General features: G+C 64.6%; 13 protein-coding genes and 1 pseudogene. 8 read left to right on the top strand and 6 right to left on the bottom strand.

Going from position 1 to position 19157, the window contains the following annotated elements:
* Positions 1 to 13: 13 nt before the first annotated feature.
* Together AACH55_RS06655 and AACH55_RS06650 are read right to left on the bottom strand one after the other, a co-directional pair.
* On the bottom strand, positions 14 to 820 hold the full coding sequence (locus AACH55_RS06655) for a carbon-nitrogen hydrolase family protein (protein WP_338718640.1): 807 nt from the start codon (positions 818 to 820) through the stop codon (positions 14 to 16).
* A gap of 88 nt (positions 821 to 908) precedes the next feature.
* Positions 909 to 5207 carry a YhdP family protein gene (locus AACH55_RS06650; RefSeq protein WP_338718638.1) on the bottom strand — a complete coding sequence of 1433 codons (4299 nt, stop codon included), beginning with the start codon at positions 5205 to 5207 and terminating at the stop codon, positions 909 to 911.
* Positions 5208 to 5506: 299 nt separating this feature from the next.
* On the opposite strand from AACH55_RS06650, the gene glnE reads away from it, so the two are divergent.
* Positions 5507 to 8221 carry a bifunctional [glutamate--ammonia ligase]-adenylyl-L-tyrosine phosphorylase/[glutamate--ammonia-ligase] adenylyltransferase gene (gene glnE / locus AACH55_RS06645; protein ID WP_338718636.1) on the top strand — a complete coding sequence of 905 codons (2715 nt, stop codon included), beginning with the start codon at positions 5507 to 5509 and terminating at the stop codon, positions 8219 to 8221.
* Between the two features lie 129 nt (positions 8222 to 8350).
* Here the strand turns inward: glnE and AACH55_RS06640 are convergent, their stop codons facing one another.
* The 4 genes from AACH55_RS06640 to tkt all read right to left on the bottom strand — a co-directional run bounded on the left by AACH55_RS06640 (position 8351) and on the right by tkt (position 12875).
* Positions 8351 to 8860, bottom strand: coding sequence for a hypothetical protein (locus AACH55_RS06640; protein WP_338718635.1), 510 nt, complete (start codon positions 8858 to 8860; stop codon positions 8351 to 8353).
* Between the two features lie 225 nt (positions 8861 to 9085).
* Positions 9086 to 10099, bottom strand: coding sequence for a type I glyceraldehyde-3-phosphate dehydrogenase (gap, locus tag AACH55_RS06635; RefSeq protein WP_338718633.1), 1014 nt, complete (start codon positions 10097 to 10099; stop codon positions 9086 to 9088).
* Between the two features lie 191 nt (positions 10100 to 10290).
* The gene (locus tag AACH55_RS06630) at positions 10291 to 10818 is read right to left on the bottom strand and encodes a GNAT family N-acetyltransferase (protein WP_175343114.1); all 528 of its coding nucleotides are present in this window, start codon (positions 10816 to 10818) and stop codon (positions 10291 to 10293) included.
* Positions 10819 to 10832: 14 nt separating this feature from the next.
* Complete coding sequence (gene tkt, locus AACH55_RS06625; RefSeq protein WP_338720207.1) at positions 10833 to 12875, bottom strand: transketolase; 2043 nt, start codon at positions 12873 to 12875, stop codon at positions 10833 to 10835.
* Between the two features lie 161 nt (positions 12876 to 13036).
* On the opposite strand from tkt, the gene AACH55_RS06620 reads away from it, so the two are divergent.
* The 7 genes and pseudogenes from AACH55_RS06620 to AACH55_RS06590 all read left to right on the top strand — a co-directional run bounded on the left by AACH55_RS06620 (position 13037) and on the right by AACH55_RS06590 (position 19121).
* Entirely contained in the window at positions 13037 to 13762 is a 726-nt protein-coding gene (locus AACH55_RS06620; protein WP_338718631.1) for a 16S rRNA (uracil(1498)-N(3))-methyltransferase, read from the top strand.
* A gap of 44 nt (positions 13763 to 13806) precedes the next feature.
* Positions 13807 to 13944 (top strand): annotated as a pseudogene (locus AACH55_RS06615) (type II toxin-antitoxin system RelE/ParE family toxin); the annotation flags it as partial.
* A complete protein-coding gene (locus AACH55_RS06610; RefSeq protein ID WP_088755968.1) occupies positions 13941 to 14222 on the top strand; it encodes a helix-turn-helix domain-containing protein in 282 nt (93 codons plus the stop codon). The pseudogene AACH55_RS06615 and the gene AACH55_RS06610, both read left to right, overlap by 4 nt.
* 326 nt (positions 14223 to 14548) lie before the next feature.
* Positions 14549 to 16366: an allophanate hydrolase gene (gene atzF / locus AACH55_RS06605; protein WP_338718629.1), complete on the top strand. Its 1818-nt coding sequence runs from the start codon at positions 14549 to 14551 to the stop codon at positions 16364 to 16366.
* Between the two features lie 25 nt (positions 16367 to 16391).
* Complete coding sequence (locus AACH55_RS06600) at positions 16392 to 17408, top strand: ABC transporter substrate-binding protein (protein WP_338720206.1); 1017 nt, start codon at positions 16392 to 16394, stop codon at positions 17406 to 17408.
* 7 nt (positions 17409 to 17415) lie between these two features.
* Complete coding sequence (locus tag AACH55_RS06595; protein ID WP_338718628.1) at positions 17416 to 18267, top strand: ABC transporter permease; 852 nt, start codon at positions 17416 to 17418, stop codon at positions 18265 to 18267.
* A complete protein-coding gene (locus AACH55_RS06590) occupies positions 18264 to 19121 on the top strand; it encodes an ABC transporter ATP-binding protein (RefSeq protein WP_338718627.1) in 858 nt (285 codons plus the stop codon). The genes AACH55_RS06595 and AACH55_RS06590 overlap by 4 nt, the downstream gene beginning before the upstream one ends.
* The last annotated feature ends 36 nt before the right edge of the window (positions 19122 to 19157 follow it).

Genomic DNA, 19157 nt, shown 5'->3' with positions numbered 1-19157 from the left:
GAAGGCAAAAAGGTCAAAGCTTGCGATGGCGTAGCGCCGGCAAACTTTCTCGAACGTATTGTAGACGATGGGGATCAATGTCGCCGATCACAAGCCCTTCTCCCTCGGGCAGCACCGAGACGATCTCGCCCCAGGGATCGACCAGCATGCTGTGGCCCCAGGTACGGCGGCCATTGACGTGCTGTCCGCCCTGGGCCGAGGCCAGCACGTAGCACTGGTTTTCGACGGCGCGGGCGCGCAGCAGCAGCTCCCAGTGGGCGCGGCCGGTGGTATAGGTGAAGGCGGCGGGCATGACGATCAGGGCGCACTCGCCCAGGGCGCGGTAAAGCTCCGGGAAGCGCAGGTCGTAGCACACCGACAGCCCGACCCGTCCGAACGGCGCCTCGAAGCTGCGAACCTCGCTGCCGTATTCGATGGTGCGGGCTTCGTCGTAATTTTCTTCACCTCGCACGAAATTGAACAAGTGAATCTTGTCGTAACGCGCCACCCGCTGGCCATCCGGTCCATAGACCAGTGAAGTATTGAGCACCTTGCCGGAAACCGCCGACTGTAGCGGCAGTGTGCCCCCCACCAGCCAAAGCCGGTGCTCGCGCGCCAGGGCGCTCATGTGTTCCTGAATCGGGCCGCTGCCATCGGCTTCGGCATGGGCCAGCTTGTCGCGCTCGTGGCGGCCGAGGATGGGCCAGTATTCGGGCAGTAGGGCCAGTTGCGCGCCCTGCCGGGCCGCCTGCGCGACCAGGCGCGCGGCCGCATCGAAGTTCTCCTGCAGTTCGGGGGTGGAGACCATCTGGATCGCCGCCACCTTGAATGAATCGCTCATATCTGCCTCTGGCAAGGGTCGGGAAGAAGGAAACAATGCCGCCAGTATGGCCCATCCGGGCCAGGCGCGCAGGACGCGCAGAACACCATCAGGCGCCCGAATTGACGGCCGGTCCCGGTTCGGGCACGCGGCGCCGCTGCATCGGGGCTGCGGCCGGGGGCGGAGCCAGCTCATCGCCCGGCTTGTTGTCACCCTTGCCGCCATTGTCGCCCTTGCCCTTTTGCAGCACTTCCTTGGCGCGCTCGGCATCCACCGGCGAGACCTGGCCCTGCTTGACCACGATAGGATCGCTCCAGGGGCCGGTCACCTTGTATTCGAAGCTGAGCGACTTCATCACCGGATTGCGCAGGAACAGCTGTGCCAGCAAGGTGCTCACCCCCACCACCGGATTGACCGCCATGGCCACCACCGAGGCCGTCCCCAGGTTGATCTCGGGGATCACCACCACATGCAGATCCTGCGTCTCGCGCGCAATGTCGGCCGAACCGCTCATGAGCACCGAGGCCGTCACCCCGGTCATCTTGAGATTGTCGGTACTGGCGATGCCCTTGGCGATGCTGGCCGTGCCGGCCACGGTGTCGAAGGCAAAGCCTTCCGAGAACACGTCGCGGAAGTCCAGCGTCAGCCGCCGCGGCAGCGCCTGCAGATTGAGCACGCCCAGCAGCTTGGCCGCCCCCGGATCGACCTTCAGGAACTGTCCCGAATGCACGTCCATGTGCACCTGCCCGGCCAGGCTGGCCATGTCCATGGCATAGGGCGGCGCCTTCCAGCTGAGATCGCCATCGAGCTTGCCGCGCCCGCCCCGGATGGTCCCCGGATAGCCGAAGCGCTCCAGCAGCTTGCCGGCATCCTCGATATCGAGGGCGTAGGTGAAGTTGGAGGTGTGATTGCGGCCAAAGGCCAGCCAGTTGCCGGCAGCCCGGAACTGCGCATCGGGATTGGCCAGCAGCAGGCGGCTGATGCGCCATTCCCGGCCCACCGAGGTGAGCATGTTGTTGGCATCCAGTTCCAGTCGGCCCAGCTTCTTGCCACCCAGTTCGAAGTCCTCGGCGCGGATGTCCAGGGCCGGCATCTGCACGTCGTCCTCCCCCTTGTCGGCGCCGGCCGGCTGGGCATTGTCCGCCCCCGGACTGGTCTTGGGGATGACCAGCGAGGACAGGCGCGCCGTCACCTTGCCTGCGCCCCGCCCGCTGCCGGGTTCGTCCCAGGTCACAGTACCGGCCGCTTGCTGCGACTCCAGGTTGATCTGCCAGGCATTGCGGCGATGACTCGCTTCCAGGATCAGCTTGTTGAGCGTCTTGCCCATCAGGGTCAGCTCGCCCACGCGGGCCGATACGCTGTCCGGCTCCAGGTACTGGGTCACGTCACTGCTGCCCAGCCGGTTGCCGGCAGGCGCTGCGCCGGTGTCGGTGCCGGTGTTCTTGCCGGCCAGCTCCTTCTTCAGTGCCAGCCAGGCATCCGCATCCAGGCTATCGGTGGCCAGGGCCAGCTTGAGACCGTTGGCCGGGGTCGGCGCCGGCTGGTTCCAGCCGATGCCGCCGCTGATGACCCGCCACTCGTTGCCCTTGGCCGCCACCCGCTCGCGCAGGTAGCGCGAAGCCACATTGGCGCCCAGCGACAGGCGCATTTCCTCGCGTTCGATCAGCGGGTCCGACGAGGCCACCGGCAGCACGTCGAAGCGCATCGGCAGGCTGTCCTGCACGCCCTTGCGCAGCGGCACAGGCAGGTCCACGCCCAGGCCGGCCAGGCTGGATTCGACGCTGATCTCGGGCTGGCGCTGGCGTACCAGCACATTGGCGGTGTAGCGGGTGCCGCCGGAGAAGCGCGCCAGCAGGCGCTGCAGCGACGGATCCGGATATTGCTTGCGCAGGTTCTCGATGTTGATGGCGCCGTCCAGGCGCACCTGGCTGCTGCCGTCCTTCTGAGTGCCGCCGCTGATGGCCAGGGTGTCGCCCAGGAACTGGCCGCGCACGCCGTCGAGCGTAAATCCGCGCTCGTTGAATTCGACCTTGCCACTGGTGCGATAGAGCGGCGGCAGCTCCGGCAGCAGGTCCACGTCATTGTTGGCGAAGTGGAAGGCGCCCTGCGCGCGGGTATCGATGGCGTGATGCAAGGGCATCTGGAACTTCAGGTCCAGGCGCGCTTCACCGGTGGCCGTGCTGTGTTCCATGATGTTGCCGGTCCAGCGCGCCACCGGGCTCTGGTTCACGTATTGCAGGAACACCGGCATGGGACCGCTGGCCGCACCATCGATTTCCAGCACGGCATCATGGGAATCGACATCGGCCACCCGCGCCGTCACCGGACCCAGCCGGGCGCCCAGCGTACGGGCGCTGTCGGCCCTGATCTCCAGCCGGGTGCGGTCCATGCTGATGCGTCCACGACCCTCTTCCAGCAAGGGCCACTCGGGTTCCTTGCCGTCGCGGCCAACGTGGCCTGGCGTGTAGTTCAGCTTGAGGCCCTCGAAGTCACCGGCGAACTGGAATTGTCCCTTGGGCGGCTCGCCCGGCCTGGTCGTATGGAAGGGGAAATCGGCCAACGCGCCCTTGAGCTTGAAATGCACGTCCTTGAGATTGCCTGCCAACAGGCCCTCGGTGAGCCAGCGGTGCAACGGTTCACTCAAGTGCTGCGGCAGATAGCGGTGGATCGCCTTCACATCGAAGCTGGTCAGCTCGCCGTGCACGTCCAGACTGCCGGCCGAGCCGCCCTGCAGCGGCATGAGATGACGGCCACTCAGGCTGCCGGCCACGCCGGGCTGGGCAAATTCCATCTGGTCCAGGTCCACCTGCAGGGTCTGGTCCTTCATATATTGCCAGCGCGCCTGCAGCTTGAGGCTGTCAAAGGGCAGGCTGGGCTCGCGCAACAGATGGGCCGGCAACTCCACCGCCAGTTGCCGGGCATCCACCTTGAGCGCCCCGCCCTTCTCGGTCGCATCGATCTCGCCGGAAAGGTTGGTAAAGCCCGGGAAGGCGGCCCACTGGGCGCCGTTCTTGCGCGCTTCCACATGGGCCGGCAAGCCCTTCAGTCCCAAACCGGTGAACTGACCGCTGACCCGATAGGAACTCAGTTCCGGATAGGTGCCCTGCCATTGCACGGTGAAGTCACGCAGTTCCCCGCGCGGCGCCAGGTCTTCCAGCAGCTTGCGCTGCGAGGGCGCCAGCGGCAGCCGGGCCGCCAGTTGCGACAAGGTTTCCAGGTTCAGGTAGGTGGCCTTGACGCTGGTGCGCTCAGCCTTCAGCGGCGTGGCCGGTTCATAGCTCTCGGCCACCGAGGTCGGCGGCAGCACGAATCCGTCCGGGGTCTCGATGGAGAAATCCGTCAGGGTCACCTGATGACCATTGGTACCAAAGGTGGGCACACCATCCTCGGGATTGGCGCCCAGGGCTTCGCTGGCGGCGATGCGGCCATTGACGCGTTTGAGCGAAAGCGGCTCGAGCTGGCGCGACAGGCGGGCATTGAAATCGGTCAGGCTGAGATCGGCGGTGAAATTGGCGACCTTGGCATGGTCCAGTGTCAGCCAGGCCCGCACCGAGCCGCGGCCGCTGTTGATGGCGATGGGGTAGTCGAACCAGGCGCGCCAGACCGACAGGTCGGTATTGCGCAGGTCGGTGTAGAGCACGCCTTTCCAGCGGGTGATGTCGGAACTGCGCGAGAAGGCCGGATGACTGAAGTCGGCCCGTACATCCAGGGGTGCGGCCATGTCCTGCGGCGGGATCGCACGCAGCGACACACGATGGTGCAGCCAGCGGTTGTACAGCACCAGGTTGACGTCTTCCAGCACCAGTTCAGGCGCACGGCGCAATTCGTCATCCCAGCGCAGCTTGCTATGACGGATCACGATCTCGCGCTGCGACAGCAGCCAGTCCAGGCTGCTGCCATCGCCGCCGGACGGCACCGGAATGCCGGCCACGAAGAACTTGCCGGCGGCATCGCGCCGGATCGCCAGATCGGCGCCTTCGATGCTGAGGTTTTGCATCTGCAAGCCGGCCACCAGCACGCTGCTCCAGGACAAGGTGGCAGAGACGCGCGGCAGGCTCAGGGCCGGCTCGCCTTGCTGGTCGTGGACGGTGAGATTGGTCAGGGAGAGCTGCGGACGCAGGCCGCTCCAGGACGCATCGATGGCCTCGATGCTGACGGCGCGCCCGATCTGGTGCGACACCAGGGCTTCGATACGCGGCTTGTAGTGGCCGATTTCGGGCAGCACCGCATAGCGCAGCACCAGGAACAGCGCGCAAAAGACGAAATAAGCTGCCAGCAGCAGCTTCAGCGTAAAGCCCAGTACGTGGTGGGTGGCCCGGTTCAGGCGCCGATAGCTGCCCCGTGCAAGTCGCCAGCACAGCGCCCAACGGCCAGGCTTGGGTGCGGCGTTATGTTGTTCTTGGGACATCAGGTTGCAAGGCGGCTCGGCGGAAAAATGGAATCGGGCAGGTAACATGATCGCATGGAAAACCAGCCCATGCCATCTTGGCAAAGGGGCTATGAGGGGCAAAACCGGCGATAAGTTTAAAAAGGGAGGCTAGAATCCTCGGATTCGCTTCTCTTCAGGCAGATCGTCAGTTCAACGTCAGCTGCCATTGCGGTGGATGGCAGCCTTGCCTCGTTTGTCGGCATCGCCCGGGCCGCCCTGAAGCAGGGGCAGCCGTGGTTTTCTTCCTTTTACATTGTCGTGGAGCATTGCGGTTTCTTATGCCTGTTCATCATCCTTCCCTGGTCGGCGCCGCCACCTCCCGCTATTACACCCGCTGGACCCAGGCCGATCCGGCCCGTCCGGCACTGGTGGCCGAAGCCGCTGCGCAGCCGATGGACCGCGCCGCCATGCAACATTACCTGGCGCGCAGCCTGGAGGCCGGTCTGCCCTTGCCGGCGGCGATGCGGCGCCTGCGCAACCTCATCATCTGCAGCCTCATCACGCGCGACCTGGATGGCCGTGCCGACCTGGACGAAGTGGTCGCCACCATGACCCGTTTTGCCGACTTCGCCGTGCAAACCCATCTGGCTGCCCTGATGCAGGAGCAGGTCGCCCTGTATGGCATGCCGATCGGAGAAGAATCCGCACGCCCGCAAGAAATGATCGTGCTGGGCATGGGCAAGCTGGGCGGGGGCGAACTGAACGTTTCTTCCGACATCGACCTCATCTTCGTCTACCCGGAAGATGGCGATACCCGGGCCGAGGCCGGCCAGAAGTCCTTGTCCAACCATGAATTCTTCGTGCGCCTGGGCAAGAAGCTCATCGGCGCGCTGGCCGAGATCACCGAAGACGGCTTCACCTTCCGGGTCGACATGGCGCTGCGCCCCAATGGCAACTCCGGCCCGCTGGTGGCCAGCTTCAACATGGTCGAGGAATACCTGGTGCGCCAGGGCCGTGAATGGGAGCGCTATGCCTGGACCAAGGCACGCGCCCTGACCGGCACGGCCGAGGACATCGCCACGCTGGAAGCGATCAGCCGGCCCTTCATCTTCCGCCGCTATCTGGACTTCGGCTCCATCGATGCGCTGCGCTCGATGCACGGCCAGATTCGCGCCGAGGTCAAGCGCCAGGAAGCCCTGCACCCGGACCGCAGCAACAACGTCAAGCTGGGACGCGGCGGCATCCGCGAGATCGAATTCACCAGCCAGGTATTCCAGCTCATTCGCGGCGGCCGCGATCCCGACCTGCGCGACCGTTCCACCCGCACCACCCTGCGCACCCTGGCCGCCAAGGACCTGCTGGCAGCCGAAGTGGTGGACCAGTTGCTGGAGGCCTATACCTTCCTGCGCGACCTGGAGCACCGCCTGCAATATCTGGAAGACGCGCAGACCCACACCCTGCCCGTCAATCCCGACGACCTGATGCTGGTGGCCAACATGATGGGCTATGCCGACAGCGCCGCCCTGCTGCATGAACTGGAACGCCAGCGCGCCATCGTGGCCACGCAATTCGACGCCATCTTTGCCGACAAGCAGTCCGAGGGCGACGGCGATGGCCCCACGGTGATGGTCAGCGACAACGACAGCCTCGAAGGCCTGGCCGATGCCCTGCGCCTGGTCGGTTTCCCCGAGGAAGACATCGAGGATGGCGCACGCCGCCTGCACCTGACCTGGCAGTCGCCGCGCATGCAAAGCCTGCCCGAGGCCAGCCGCAACCGCCTCAATACCGTCATCAACAACGGCCTGCCGCTACTGGCGGCACTGCATTACGACCAGTTGCCGGCGCTGGGCCGGCTGCTCGACTTCCTCGAAGCGATCGCCCGGCGCGCGGCCTATCTGGCCCTGCTCACCGAATATCCCTATGCCCTGCAGCGCCTGGTGCGCATGATCGGGGCCAGCGGCTGGGCCGCCACCTACCTCACGCGCCATCCGCTGCTGCTGGACGAACTGCTGGACGACCGCAACCTCAAGGTCGCCTCCGACTGGAACGCCTTTGCCGACACCTGCCGCCGCCAGCTGGCCACGGCCGAAGGCGATACCGAACGCCAGCTCGACATCCTGCGCGAACTGCACCATGCCGAACTGTTCCGCCTGCTGGCCCAGGATCTGGAGGGCGACCTGTCGGTGGAAAAGCTGGCCGACGAACTCTCGGCCCTGGCTGACGTGCTGGTGCAGGTCACCGTCGAGGCGGTCTGGCAGACCATCGCCCAGCGCCACCGCGAGGTGCCACGCTTTGCCGTGATCGCCTACGGCAAGCTGGGCGGCAAGGAACTGGGCTATGCCTCGGACCTGGATGTGGTCTTCCTCTACGATGACGACGACCAGGAAGCCCCCGCCCTCTACGCCAAGCTGGCGCAGCGCTTCATCACCTGGATGACCAGCCATACCCCGGCCGGCACCCTGTTCGACATCGACGTCGCCCTGCGCCCGGATGGCGCCAGCGGCTTGCTGGTCTCGCCGGTCTCGTCGTTTGAAAAATACCAGTTGAATGCCGCCTGGATCTGGGAACACCAGGCGCTCACCCGTGCCCGCTTCTGCGCCGGCGACACCGCCATCGGCGAGCGCTTCGAGGCGCTGCGCGAACGGGTGCTGCGCCAGCCGCGCGATGTGAACAAGCTGGAAGAAGAGGTCATGTCCATGCGCCGCCGCATGCGCGACGCTCACCCCAACCGCAGCCAGATGTTCGACCTCAAGCACGATGAAGGCGGCATGATCGACATCGAGTTCATGGTGCAATACCTGGTGCTGCGCCACGCCTGCGACCATCCGCAACTGACCGGCGACATCGGCAACATCGCCCTGCTCAAGCTGGCTGGCCAGCTCGGGCTGATTGACGCGCTGCTGGCGGCCGAAGCGGCCAATGCCTACCGCATCTTCCGCAAGCTGCAGCACCAGATCCGCCTGCAGGGCTCGGAACGTGCCCATATCGATGCGATCCGGGTGGAACATGAACGGGCTTGCGTGATCCGGCTGTGGCAGCAGGTATTCGACTGACACACCGGCTGGAGCATGAATGAAAAAGCGGGATGGACCTCATTGGGGTCCATCCCGCTTTCGTTTGCGGGCTTGCCTGCGAGCGCGCTGGGGGGAGGGGAGCGCAAAGCTTGCGCCTTGCGTCCCGGCTCAATACTTGGGCGGGGTCTTCTCTTCGCGGCTGGCACGGCGGTCGCTGGTGCTGCTGTCGCGCGTGGAGGACGAACTCTCGCGGTCGCGCGAACGGGCGTTGTCGCGAGTGGAATCGCGGTCGCGGTCACGGGCACGGCTGCTGCGGTCGCTGTCCTTGTCCTTGCCATCCTTGGCCTTGGCGTCATCCTTGGGCGCGTCGGCGGCCGGCGCAGGCGGCGTCACGGTCTGGATGCCCTTGGCGGCCATGTATTCGTGCATATCCTTCCAGCCGGCGAAAATGCCCGCCTTCAGGGCATCGGGATTGCGCTGGTAGCAGTCTTCCAGGCTCTGGCCGGCCTGGCGGCAGCCGGCGCCCAGGGCGATGCCTTCGGCCTTGGCCTCTTCCGGGGTCTGCTTGGGCTTGGAGAAGCTGCTGATGTAGTCGCACGCGGACAGCGAGAAGCTGACGGCGGAAATCAGGGCCAGGTTGGCCAACAGGCGGCGGGCCTGGGAGGAGCTTGCTGACATGCGTTCCCTCATTGGGTCGGTTGCTCTTGTTGTGGACAGGCCATGCGCAAATGGACAAAAGGCCATTGCAAGCAGCGCTCGCAACAGCCTTCTGATCCTTTTGCAGGCTGATCCGTGTATTTTCACCGCGGCAAGCAGGCTTGCATACGATGAAAAGAAGCCGAAACAGCCCTGAAATTGACGCTCCCGGCCGGGAACTCCGGCCGGTGCGCCAGTTCACGCGTCTTACTTGGCGTTGGCCAGGGCGACGGTGGTGTCGAGCATGCGGTTGGAGAAGCCCCACTCGTTGTCATACCAGGACGACACCTTCACCAGACGGCCGGACACCTTGGTCAGGGTAGCGTCGAAGTTGGACGATGCCGGGTTGTGGTTGAAGTCCACCGAAACCAGCGGGTCGGTGTTGTAGGTCAGGATGCCCTTCAACGGAGCGGATTCGGAAGCGGCCTTCAGGATGGCGTTGACTTCATCCACGGTGGTGTCGCGCGAAGCCACGAAGGACAGGTCGACGATGGACACGTTGATCGTCGGCACGCGGATGGCGTAGCCGTCCAGCTTGCCGTTCAGTTCCGGCAGCACCAGGCCGACCGCGGCAGCGGCGCCGGTCTTGGTCGGGATCATGGACTGGGTGGCCGAACGGGCACGGCGCAAGTCTTCGTGATAGACGTCGGTGAGCACCTGATCGTTGGTGTAGGCGTGGACGGTGGTCATCAGGCCGTTTTCCAGACCGATCTTGTCGTTCAGCGGCTGCACCAGCGGGGCCAGGCAGTTGGTGGTGCAAGAGGCGTTGGAGATCACGGTGTCCGAAGCCTTCAGCACGCCGTGGTTGACGCCGAAGACGACGGTGGCATCCACATCCTTGCCGCCCGGCGCGGAGATGATGACCTTCTTGGCGCCGCCCTTGATGTGGGCGCTGGCCTTTTCCTTGGTGGTGAAGAAGCCGGTGCATTCCAGCACCACGTCCACACCCAGCTCGCCCCAGGGCAGCTCGGCGGGGTTGCGCTGGGCCAGCACCTTGATGCGGTCGCCGTTGACGACGATGGAGTCGCCATCCACGGCCACGGTGCCGGGGAACTTGCCGTGGGCGGTGTCGTACTGGGTCAGGTGGGCATTGGTCTTCGGATCGCCCAGGTCGTTGATGGCGACGATCTCGATGTCGTGCTTCTTGCCGCCTTCGTAGTGAGCGCGCAGGATATTGCGGCCGATGCGGCCATAACCGTTGATTGCTACGCGAATTGCCATGCTCTTCTCCTCAAGTAGTAAAAATCAATGCAAACCGGTAGTCGGGAAAGCGACCTGCCCGACAGCTTGCACCCGCTGGGCGCCGCTGGTCGGACATGAATCCTTCTTTTCCGGCCTTTTTGTTCAGTTGTTCTTGCCGTCCCTCTTTGCCTGCTGATCCTGCCGATCAATCCGGCACCGCCCTCACCCGCTCAGGAGTGGAGCTTGCGCCAGACGAAACCGATCTCGTCGAGTTCACTGCCATCATCCCAGGTGAACGTTTGTTCATAAAGCCTTTCGGCCCCGAGCGACTCGAAAAATTCCCCGGCGCCTTCGTTCTTGCTCAGCACCCATGCCATCAGGCCGGTCGCGCCGGCACTGATGAGGGTGGCCGCCACATTGGCCAAGAGGCGTTTGCCCAGTCCCTTGCGCTGCTCATCGGGCAGCACGCAGATGGCGGTCAGCTCGGCATCGCAGCCGAAGCGCGATTCGGCCAGGGTCATGCCGGAGGCGAAGCCGATGATCTCGCCGCCGCTCTCGGCCACGAAGGTGCAGGCGGCGTCAGAGGACGCTTCCAGCACCTGCTCCCACAGCTTGACGCTTTCCTCGGGCTTGAGGTGATCGAGATAGCTGTCGGGCACCAGGCCGCGATAGGCGGCGCGCCAGGCATCGATGCGCACCCCGGCGATGGAGGCCGCATCGCCCTTTCTGGCGCGACGGAACAGGACTTCTTCAGTCATGGACGACACACTGCTCAAGCCAGCACTGCCTTGGCCTTGGCCACCACGTTCTCGACGGTAAAGCCGAAGTGCTTGAACAGCACGCCAGCCGGGGCCGATTCACCGAAGGTGTCGATACCGACCACGGCGCCTTCCAGACCCACGTACTTGTGCCAGAAGGCGGTCACGCCGGCTTCGATGGCCACGCGCGGGATGCCGCGCGGCAACACCGAGGCCTTGTAGGCCGAATCCTGGCGGTCGAACACGTCGGTGCAGGGCATCGACACCACGCGTACGGCGATGCCTTCGGCAGTCAGCGCATCAGCGGCCTTGGTGGCCAGTTCGATTTCGGAGCCGGTAGCGATCAGCACCACCTTGGCATCGGCCGCATCGCGCAGCACGTAGCCGCCACGGGCGATGTCCTTGACCTGGGCGTCGGTACGCTCCTGGAACGGCAGGTTCTGGCGCGAGAAGATCAGGGTGCTCGGACCATCGTGGCGCTTGATCGCTTCAGCCCAGGCCACGGCGGTCTCGGTGGTGTCGCACGGACGCCAGTTGTCCAGGTTGGGGATCAGGCGCAGGCTGGAGACGTGTTCCACCGACTGGTGGGTCGGGCCGTCTTCGCCCAGGCCGATGGAGTCGTGGGTGAACACGAACAGCGAACGGATCTTCATCAGCGCAGCCATGCGCAGGGCATTGCGGCTGTAGTCGGAGAAGGTCAGGAAGGTCGCGCCGAAGGGCAGATAGCCGCCATGCAGGGCGATGCCGTTCATGATGGCGCTCATGCCGAATTCGCGCACACCGTAGTTGATGTGGTTGCCGCGCTGGTCGGCGCGCACGGCCACCGATTCCTTCCAGTTGGTCAGGTTCGAGCCGGTCAGGTCGGCCGAGCCGCCCAGGAATTCCGGCAGCGCCTGCGCATAAGCCTGGATGGCGTTCTGGCTGGCCTTGCGGGTGGCGATGGTTTCCTTCTTTTCCAGCGTGGAATTGATGTAGGCGGTCACGGTCGATGCGAACGCAGCCGGCAGCTCGCCCTTGAGGCGACGCAGCAGTTCGGCGGCTTCGGCCGGGTATTGGGCGGCGTAGGTGTCGAAGGTCTGCTTCCAGCTGGCTTCGAAGTCGGCGCCGGTGGCCTTGGCATCCCAGGCGGCGTAGACGTCAGCGGGAATCTCGAAGGGCGCGGAAGTCCAGCCCAGCGCTTCGCGCACGGCGGCGATTTCCTTGTCGCCCAGGGCGGCGCCGTGCACCTTGTCGGTGCCGGCCAGGTTGGGCGAACCCTTGCCGATGACGGTACGGCAGCAGATCAGGGTCGGCTTGTCGGCCAGCTTGGCTTGGTGGATGGCGGCGCTCACCGCCTCGACGTTGTGGCCGTCGACGGCCGGGATGACGTTCCAGCCGTAGGCTTCGAAGCGCTTCGGGGTGTCGTCCTTGAACCAGCCTTCGACGTGGCCGTCAATCGAGATGCCATTGTCGTCATACAGCACGATCAGCTTGGACAGGTTCAAGACGCCCGCCAGCGAGCAGGCTTCGTGCGAGATGCCTTCCATCAGGCAGCCGTCGCCGACGAAGGCGTAGGTGTAGTGATCGACCACGGACAGGCCGGGCTTGTTGAATTCGGCGGCCAGCAGCTTTTCAGCCAGCGCCATGCCCACCGCATTGGTGATGCCCTGGCCCAGCGGACCGGTGGTGGTTTCCACGCCCGGGGTGATGTGCACTTCCGGGTGGCCGGCGGTCTTGGAATGCAGCTGGCGGAAGGACTTGATGTCTTCCATCGACAGGTCGTAGCCGGTCAGGTGCAGCAGCGCGTACTGCAGCATCGAGCCGTGGCCGTTGGAGAGCACAAAGCGGTCACGGTTGGCCCAGTGCGGGTTGGACGGATTGTGGCGATAGTGCTTGGCCCACAGGGCCACTGCGATTTCGGCCATCCCCATCGGCATGCCCGGGTGTCCGGAATTGGCTTTTTGAACTGCATCCATCGCCAGCGCGCGGATCGCGTTGGCCATCTTGTCGGTGGGGAGAGTGGAAATCATGTCGAGGTCTGAGTTTGCTGTGCGGGAGGCGCTGTCAGGCGCACCAATCGGGTTTTGTAGCCAAAGCGCCGCCCCGGAAGGCCAAGTGCAGCGCGGGGCCGTATTTTACCAGAGTGCGCCGGGGGGATTAAAATTCGGGACCAGTGCCTGACCGGACTGATAACATTTTTTCATGCTTTTTTTGATCTCAATCGCCCAGGATCCGCCTCATGCCCCGCTTTTACTTCCCGCAACCCCTCGGCATCGGTTCGGCCCTGGTCCTGCCCGAGCAGATTGCCCATCACATCCAGGTACTGCGCCTGCAGCCGGGCGATACCGTGACCCTGTTCAACGGTGAAGGGGGCGAATATACCGCCAGCCTGACGGCCATTGAAAAGAAGCGCGCCCACGCCGAAGTGAAGACTTTTTCACCCCGCGAGGCCGAACTGCCCTATGCGCTGACCCTGGCCCAGGCCCTGCCTGAAGGATCGAAGATGGACTGGATCGTCGAGAAGGCCGTGGAGCTGGGCGCCACCGCCCTGCAGCCGCTGGCCGCGCAGCGCTGCGTGGTGCGCCTGTCGGGCGAACGGGCCGAGAAGAAGCAGGCGCACTGGCAAGGCATCGTGCATGCTGCGGCCGAGCAATGCGGCCGCAACCGCCTGCCGCACCTGGGCGAGGTGACCGACTTCAAGCGCTGGATCGCCCAGAGCGACCTGCACCGCCGCATCCTGCTCTCCCCGCGCGGCACCGAGCCGCTGTCGGGCTGGGCGCGCCATCATCCGCCCCAGGCCGTGACCGTCATGGTCGGTCCCGAAGGCGGCTTCAGCGAGGAAGAAGAAGACCTGGCCTGCGCCCAGGGGGCGCTGATGCTGTCCATGGGCAGCCGCGTGCTGCGCACCGAGACTGCGGGGCTGGCGGCTCTGGCCGCATTGAATGCGGTGTGGGGCGAGCTTTGAAGAAAGCTTCATACCGCTGATTTCCGGGCAGCTTGGCCGATTTCCTGTATTACGTTGCCAAGTTCGCCGATGCCGTCTATGTACTTCACTGCTTCCAGAAGAAGACAGCGAAGACCAGCAGGACCGATCTGGACCTGGCCGCGAAACGTTACCGCGATTTGTTGAAGGAGTTAGGGCCATGAGCAAGCAACGATTTTCCAGCATCTGGGATGCCATCGAAGACACCCCGGAAGAAGCGGAAAACATGAAGCTGCGTTCCGTCCTCATGACGGCACTTAAGAACCACCTCACCCGCACGGAAATGAGCCAGGCACAAGCCGCCAAGCTCTTCGGGGTGACTCAGCCGCGTGTCTCCGACCTGATGCGAGGCAAGATCAACCTGTTCGGGCTCGATGCGCTGGTGAACATGGCCACCGCCGCCGGCCTGCACATTGAAATGCGTGTGATCGAATCTGCTTGAGGTTCTCTACCCTCGTCGCTTGAAAAAAGAACAGGCAACTGTCCGTGTCTCGGACTGGTTGCCACGGCGGACGCATGGGCAGCGACGAGAAACTGCCTGATTCCCGTGCATCCCCGTCCCTGCTGACGTCCAAGTTCGGCGCACGGCTCCCCATTTTGTCTCACTGACAAAACCTTCATTTCCCCTCGCGCAACTTGCCTTGCAGCACTTCACCTCGCAAACCCGCTTGGTGAAGCCTTTTGCTATTTTCCAGCGGCTTGACCGGCGAGCTGGCACGCCTCCTGCTTAAAGATATTCAATCTTGTATTCAAGTTTGAATATCCAAAATGACTGCCACCCACGCCCTGCAGCAAACCGCCCCCACCACCATTGCCGCCACCCTGGCGGCCTACCGCGAAGGCCGCAGCACGCCCGGCAAGGTGGTGGCCGAGCTGTTGGCGCGCATCGACGGCGCTGGGCGCGATGAAGTCTGGATCAGCCGCGTCCCGGCCAGGCAACTGAAGCAGCAGGCGGCGGCGCTGGACCTGATGTTGCAGATCAAGGGAGAAGCCGTGCTGGAGAGCATGCCGCTGTTCGGCATCCCCTTCGCCGTGAAGGACAACATCGACGTGGCCGAGATGTCCACCACCGGTGCCTGCCCGGAGTTCGGCCGGCTGGCCAGCGAGAGCGCCACCGTGGTGCAGCGCCTGCAGGCGGCGGGCGCGCTGCTGGTGGGCAAGACCAATCTGGACCAGTTCGCCACCGGGCTGGTGGGCGTGCGCTCACCTTATGGGGCGGTGCGCAATGCGATCAAGCCGGAATATGTCTCAGGGGGCTCCAGTTCGGGGTCGGCGGTTGCGGTCGCACTGGGTCAAGTCCTGTTCTCGCTGGGAACGGATACCGCCGGCTCGGGCCGCGTCCCCGCTGCCTTCAATCATCTGGTCGGTCTGAAACCGACCAGGGGCTTGATCAGCGCACGCGGCCTGGTACCGGCCTGCCGCACCCTGGATTGCATCTCCATCTTCGCCCATGACGTGGCCGATGCCTGGCGCGTGCTGCACAGCGCGGCCGGCTTCGATGCCGAGGATGGCTATTCGCGCCGTCCCGCCATGCTGGGCGTGAAGCGCCGTGGTTATCGCATCGCCATTCCCGAGCAATGTGAATTTTTTGGCGACAGCATCGCCCAGGAAGCCTGGGAACGCAGCCTGGCGCAGATCGCCGCCCTGCCCGGCGTGAGCCTGGCGAAGATTCCTTTCGCGCCGTTCAGCGATGCGGCCCGCATGCTCTACCAGGGGCCCTGGGTGGCCGAACGCCGCGCCGCGCTGGGCGATTTCTTCCTGGAGAACCCGGAAGCCATCCATCCGGTCGTGCGCCAGATCACCGCGCAAGCCGATGACTACGATGCGGTCGACAGCTTCAACGCCCAGTATCGCCTGGCCGACCTGCGCCGCCAGGCCGAAAACCTGCTCGAAGGCAGCGACCTGATGCTGGTGCCCACCACTACCACCTTCCCCACCATCGCCGAAGTCGAGGCCGATCCGGTGGTGCGCAATGCGCAGTTGGGCCATTACACCAACTTCGTCAATCTGATGGACATGTCGGCCCTGGCCATCCCCGGCGTGTGGCGCCGCGATGGCTTGCCTGCCGGCGTCACCCTGATCGGCCCGGCCGGTGCGGACCATCTGCTGGCCGAAGCCGGAGCGCGCCTGATGCAGCAACTGGGCGGCCCGCCGCAAGCCGATGCGATTGCCGCCGCGCCGCTGCCCTTCAACGAAAGCACCATCAAGGTCTGCGTGGTCGGCGCCCATCTGGCTGGCCAGCCCCTGAACTGGCAATTGCTGGAAGCCGGCGCACGCCGCGTGGCCGTCACCCGCACCGCCGCGCACTACCGCCTGTATGCGCTGGCCGGCACCACGCCGCCCAAGCCCGGTCTGGCGCGCACCGATGGCGACGGCGCGGCCATCGCGGTGGAAGTGTGGGAAATGCCGCTGCGCCAGTTCGGCGGCTTCGTCGCCGCCATCCCGGCACCGCTGGGCATCGGCACGGTGGAGCTGGCCGATGGCAGCAGCGTCAAGGGCTTCATCTGCGAGCCGGCCGGCATTGCCGGCGCTACCGACATCACCCACCACGGCGGCTGGGTCAATTATCTGAATTCGTTGAACTGACACCCTCACCACGGAGCTGCTCATGATGAAGAAAAAGACCACCTTATCCGCCGCGCACGATGCTTCCCGCCGCCGCTTCATGGCCAAGGCCGGAGCGCTCGCCACCACCGCCGCCATCACGGGCGCGCCTGCCATCCTGCGCGCGCAGAGCCTGCCCATCCGCATCGGCTACTGGCCGGTGGCAGCCGGCCTGCCCTTCTATGCCGCCGTGGAAGCGGGCTATTTCAAGCAGGCCGGGCTGGAGGTGCAAGCCATCAAGTTTGCCGGCGCCCAGCAGGTGATGGAAGCCATGCTCTCCGGCCGTGCCGATGGTTCGGCCAATGGCACCGGAGCGGGCAACCTGGCCATCGGCGAGATCGCCCAGCCGGGTCTGTTCAAGATCTTTGCCACCAATCCCAGCAATGCCAAGTACGTGCTCGATGAATTCCTGGTGCCCAAGGACAGTCCGGTCAAATCGATTGCCGATCTCAAGGGCAAGAAGGTCGCCTCCGGCCCCGGCATCCAGAACGTGACCCTGGCCAAGACCGTGCTGGAACGCGCCGGCGCCACCAGTGCCACGGTAGTGGAATTGCCCATCGGCCAGCACGTCGCTTCGCTGGCCGCCGGTCAGGTGGATGCGGCCTACACGCTGGAACCCACCGGCACCGTGGGCCGTATGAACAACAGCACCCGCGTGCTGGAAGCCGGCGTGATCGCCAAGTACATCCTGGGCGATCCGATGGCCCCATGGCACGGCGGCGCTGCCGCTCTGACCACCGAGTTCATCAAGAAGAATCCGGAACTGGCGCGCAAGTACATCGCCGCCTATGCGCGCGGCATCGAGCTGGTGCGTAGCCATCCGGACCAGGCCCGCACCTATCTGAAGGGCTATACCGCCATCGAAGGTTCGCTCACCAGTGAAGTGCCGCTGGCGGCCTACATGCTCTACAACGAATTCAAGCCCAGCGATATCGCCTACTTCCAGAAGTTCTACGACCTGTTCGTCGAGAAGGGTGTGTTCTCGCAACGCATCGTGGTCGACAACCTGATCTACAAGGGCTGAGGCCATCATGAACGAGACCATCGCGCCTGTCGTGTCCGTGGCGCCCAAGCCCGCGACTACAGCGGCTTCTGCAGCCACTGCGGCCACCGTTGCACGGCGCAAGCGTCCCACGCTGGGCCGCCTGCTGCCCATCGTCGGCCCCGTCGCGCTGTTCGTGATCTGGGACCTGGTGGTGCGCGCCGGCTGGATCAAGGCGATCCTGCTGCCACCTCCGGAAGCCACGCTCATGGCCATGTTCAAGGGCCTGGCAGGAGGACCGCTGCTGCTGGATTTCACGGTGACCGTGATCCGCACGCTTGAGGCCTTTGCCATTGCCGCCGTGCTGGGGCTGCCCATCGGCGTGCTTCTGGGCAGCAACGAGCGCGCCTATCGCAGCGTGGAATTCCTGATCGATTTCTTCCGCTCGACGCCATCTTCGGCACTGATCCCGCTGTTCCTGCTGATCTTCGGTGTCTCCGACATCAACAAGGTGGCCATCGCGGCTTTCGGTGCCTTCCTGATCGTGCTCTTCAACAGCGCTTACGGCGTGCTCAACGCACGCAAGCAGCGGGTGATGGCGGCCAAGGTGATGGGCGCGTCGCGTTGGCGCATCTTCTGCGACGTGCTGATCTGGGAAAGCCTGCAAGCCAGTTTCGTCGGCCTGCGCAGCGCGGTCTCGATGGCGCTGGTGATCGTGATCGTCGCCGAGATGTTCATCGGTTCCGAAAACGGCCTGGGCCACCGCATCATCGATACCCAGCAGGTCTTGAACGTACGCGAGATGTATGCCGCCATCCTCTCGGCGGGCGCGCTGGGCTATGCCCTGAACGTGGTCTTCATCGTCATTGAAAAACGCATCGTGCACTGGAGCGGAAGATGAGCGTCGTGATCAGCCCAAGAGTGGACCTGCCCCCGGAAACGCCCTTCGTTCCCGGGCCGCCAGGCACCCATATCACCATTCGCGGTCTGACGAAGTATTTCGCCGGCTGGCCGTTGTATGAAAACTTCGACCTGGACATCCCCAAGCAGCAGATCGTCTCGGTCTTCGGCCCCAATGGCTGCGGCAAGTCCACGCTGATCAACATGATCGCGGGCCTGATCCCGATCGATGCCGGACAGATCCTGTTCGACGGAAAATCGCTGGCCCAGACCAAGATCGGCTACGTCTTCCAGAACTACCGCGATGCCATGTTCCCGTGGCTGCGCACCATCGACAACATCGCCTATCCCCTGAAGCTGGAAGGCAAGTCCAAGGCCGAGATCAAGCGCCGCGTCGATGAACTGGTGGCGTCCTTCGACGTGAAGTTCGACCTGATGCGCTATCCCTACGAACTCTCGGGCGGCCAGCAGCAGACCGCCTCCATCATGCGCGCCCTGGCGCCGGGGCCGGAAGTGCTGTTCCTGGATGAACCCTTCTCGGCGCTGGACTTCGAGATGACGCTCTTCATCCGCGAGAAGCTGCAACAGGTCTTCCTGCAGACCGGCACCACCATGGTGCTGGTCTCGCACGATCTGGAGGAAGCGGTCTACCTGGCCGACCAGATCCTGCTCCTGACCAAGCGCCCGACAGCGGTGGCAGACATCTTGCATTACCAGGATCCGCGGCCACGCACGGTGGAAACGCTGTCGCAGGCGGGCTTCATCGCGGCCAAGAAACTGTCCATGGAAATCTTCCAGCGCGAAGTGCGCAAGCCGGCGCGCATGCAGGCGCCGGGCTCGCTGGCGCTGTCCTGACCCGTAACGAATCATTGAGCTGATCACCCCCACCAC

Source organism: Herbaspirillum sp. DW155 (assembly GCF_037076565.1).
GTDB lineage: Bacteria > Pseudomonadota > Gammaproteobacteria > Burkholderiales > Burkholderiaceae_D > Herbaspirillum.
Note: the sequence above shows the minus strand (reverse complement) of the source record. Positions and strands in the feature narration are given on the sequence as shown.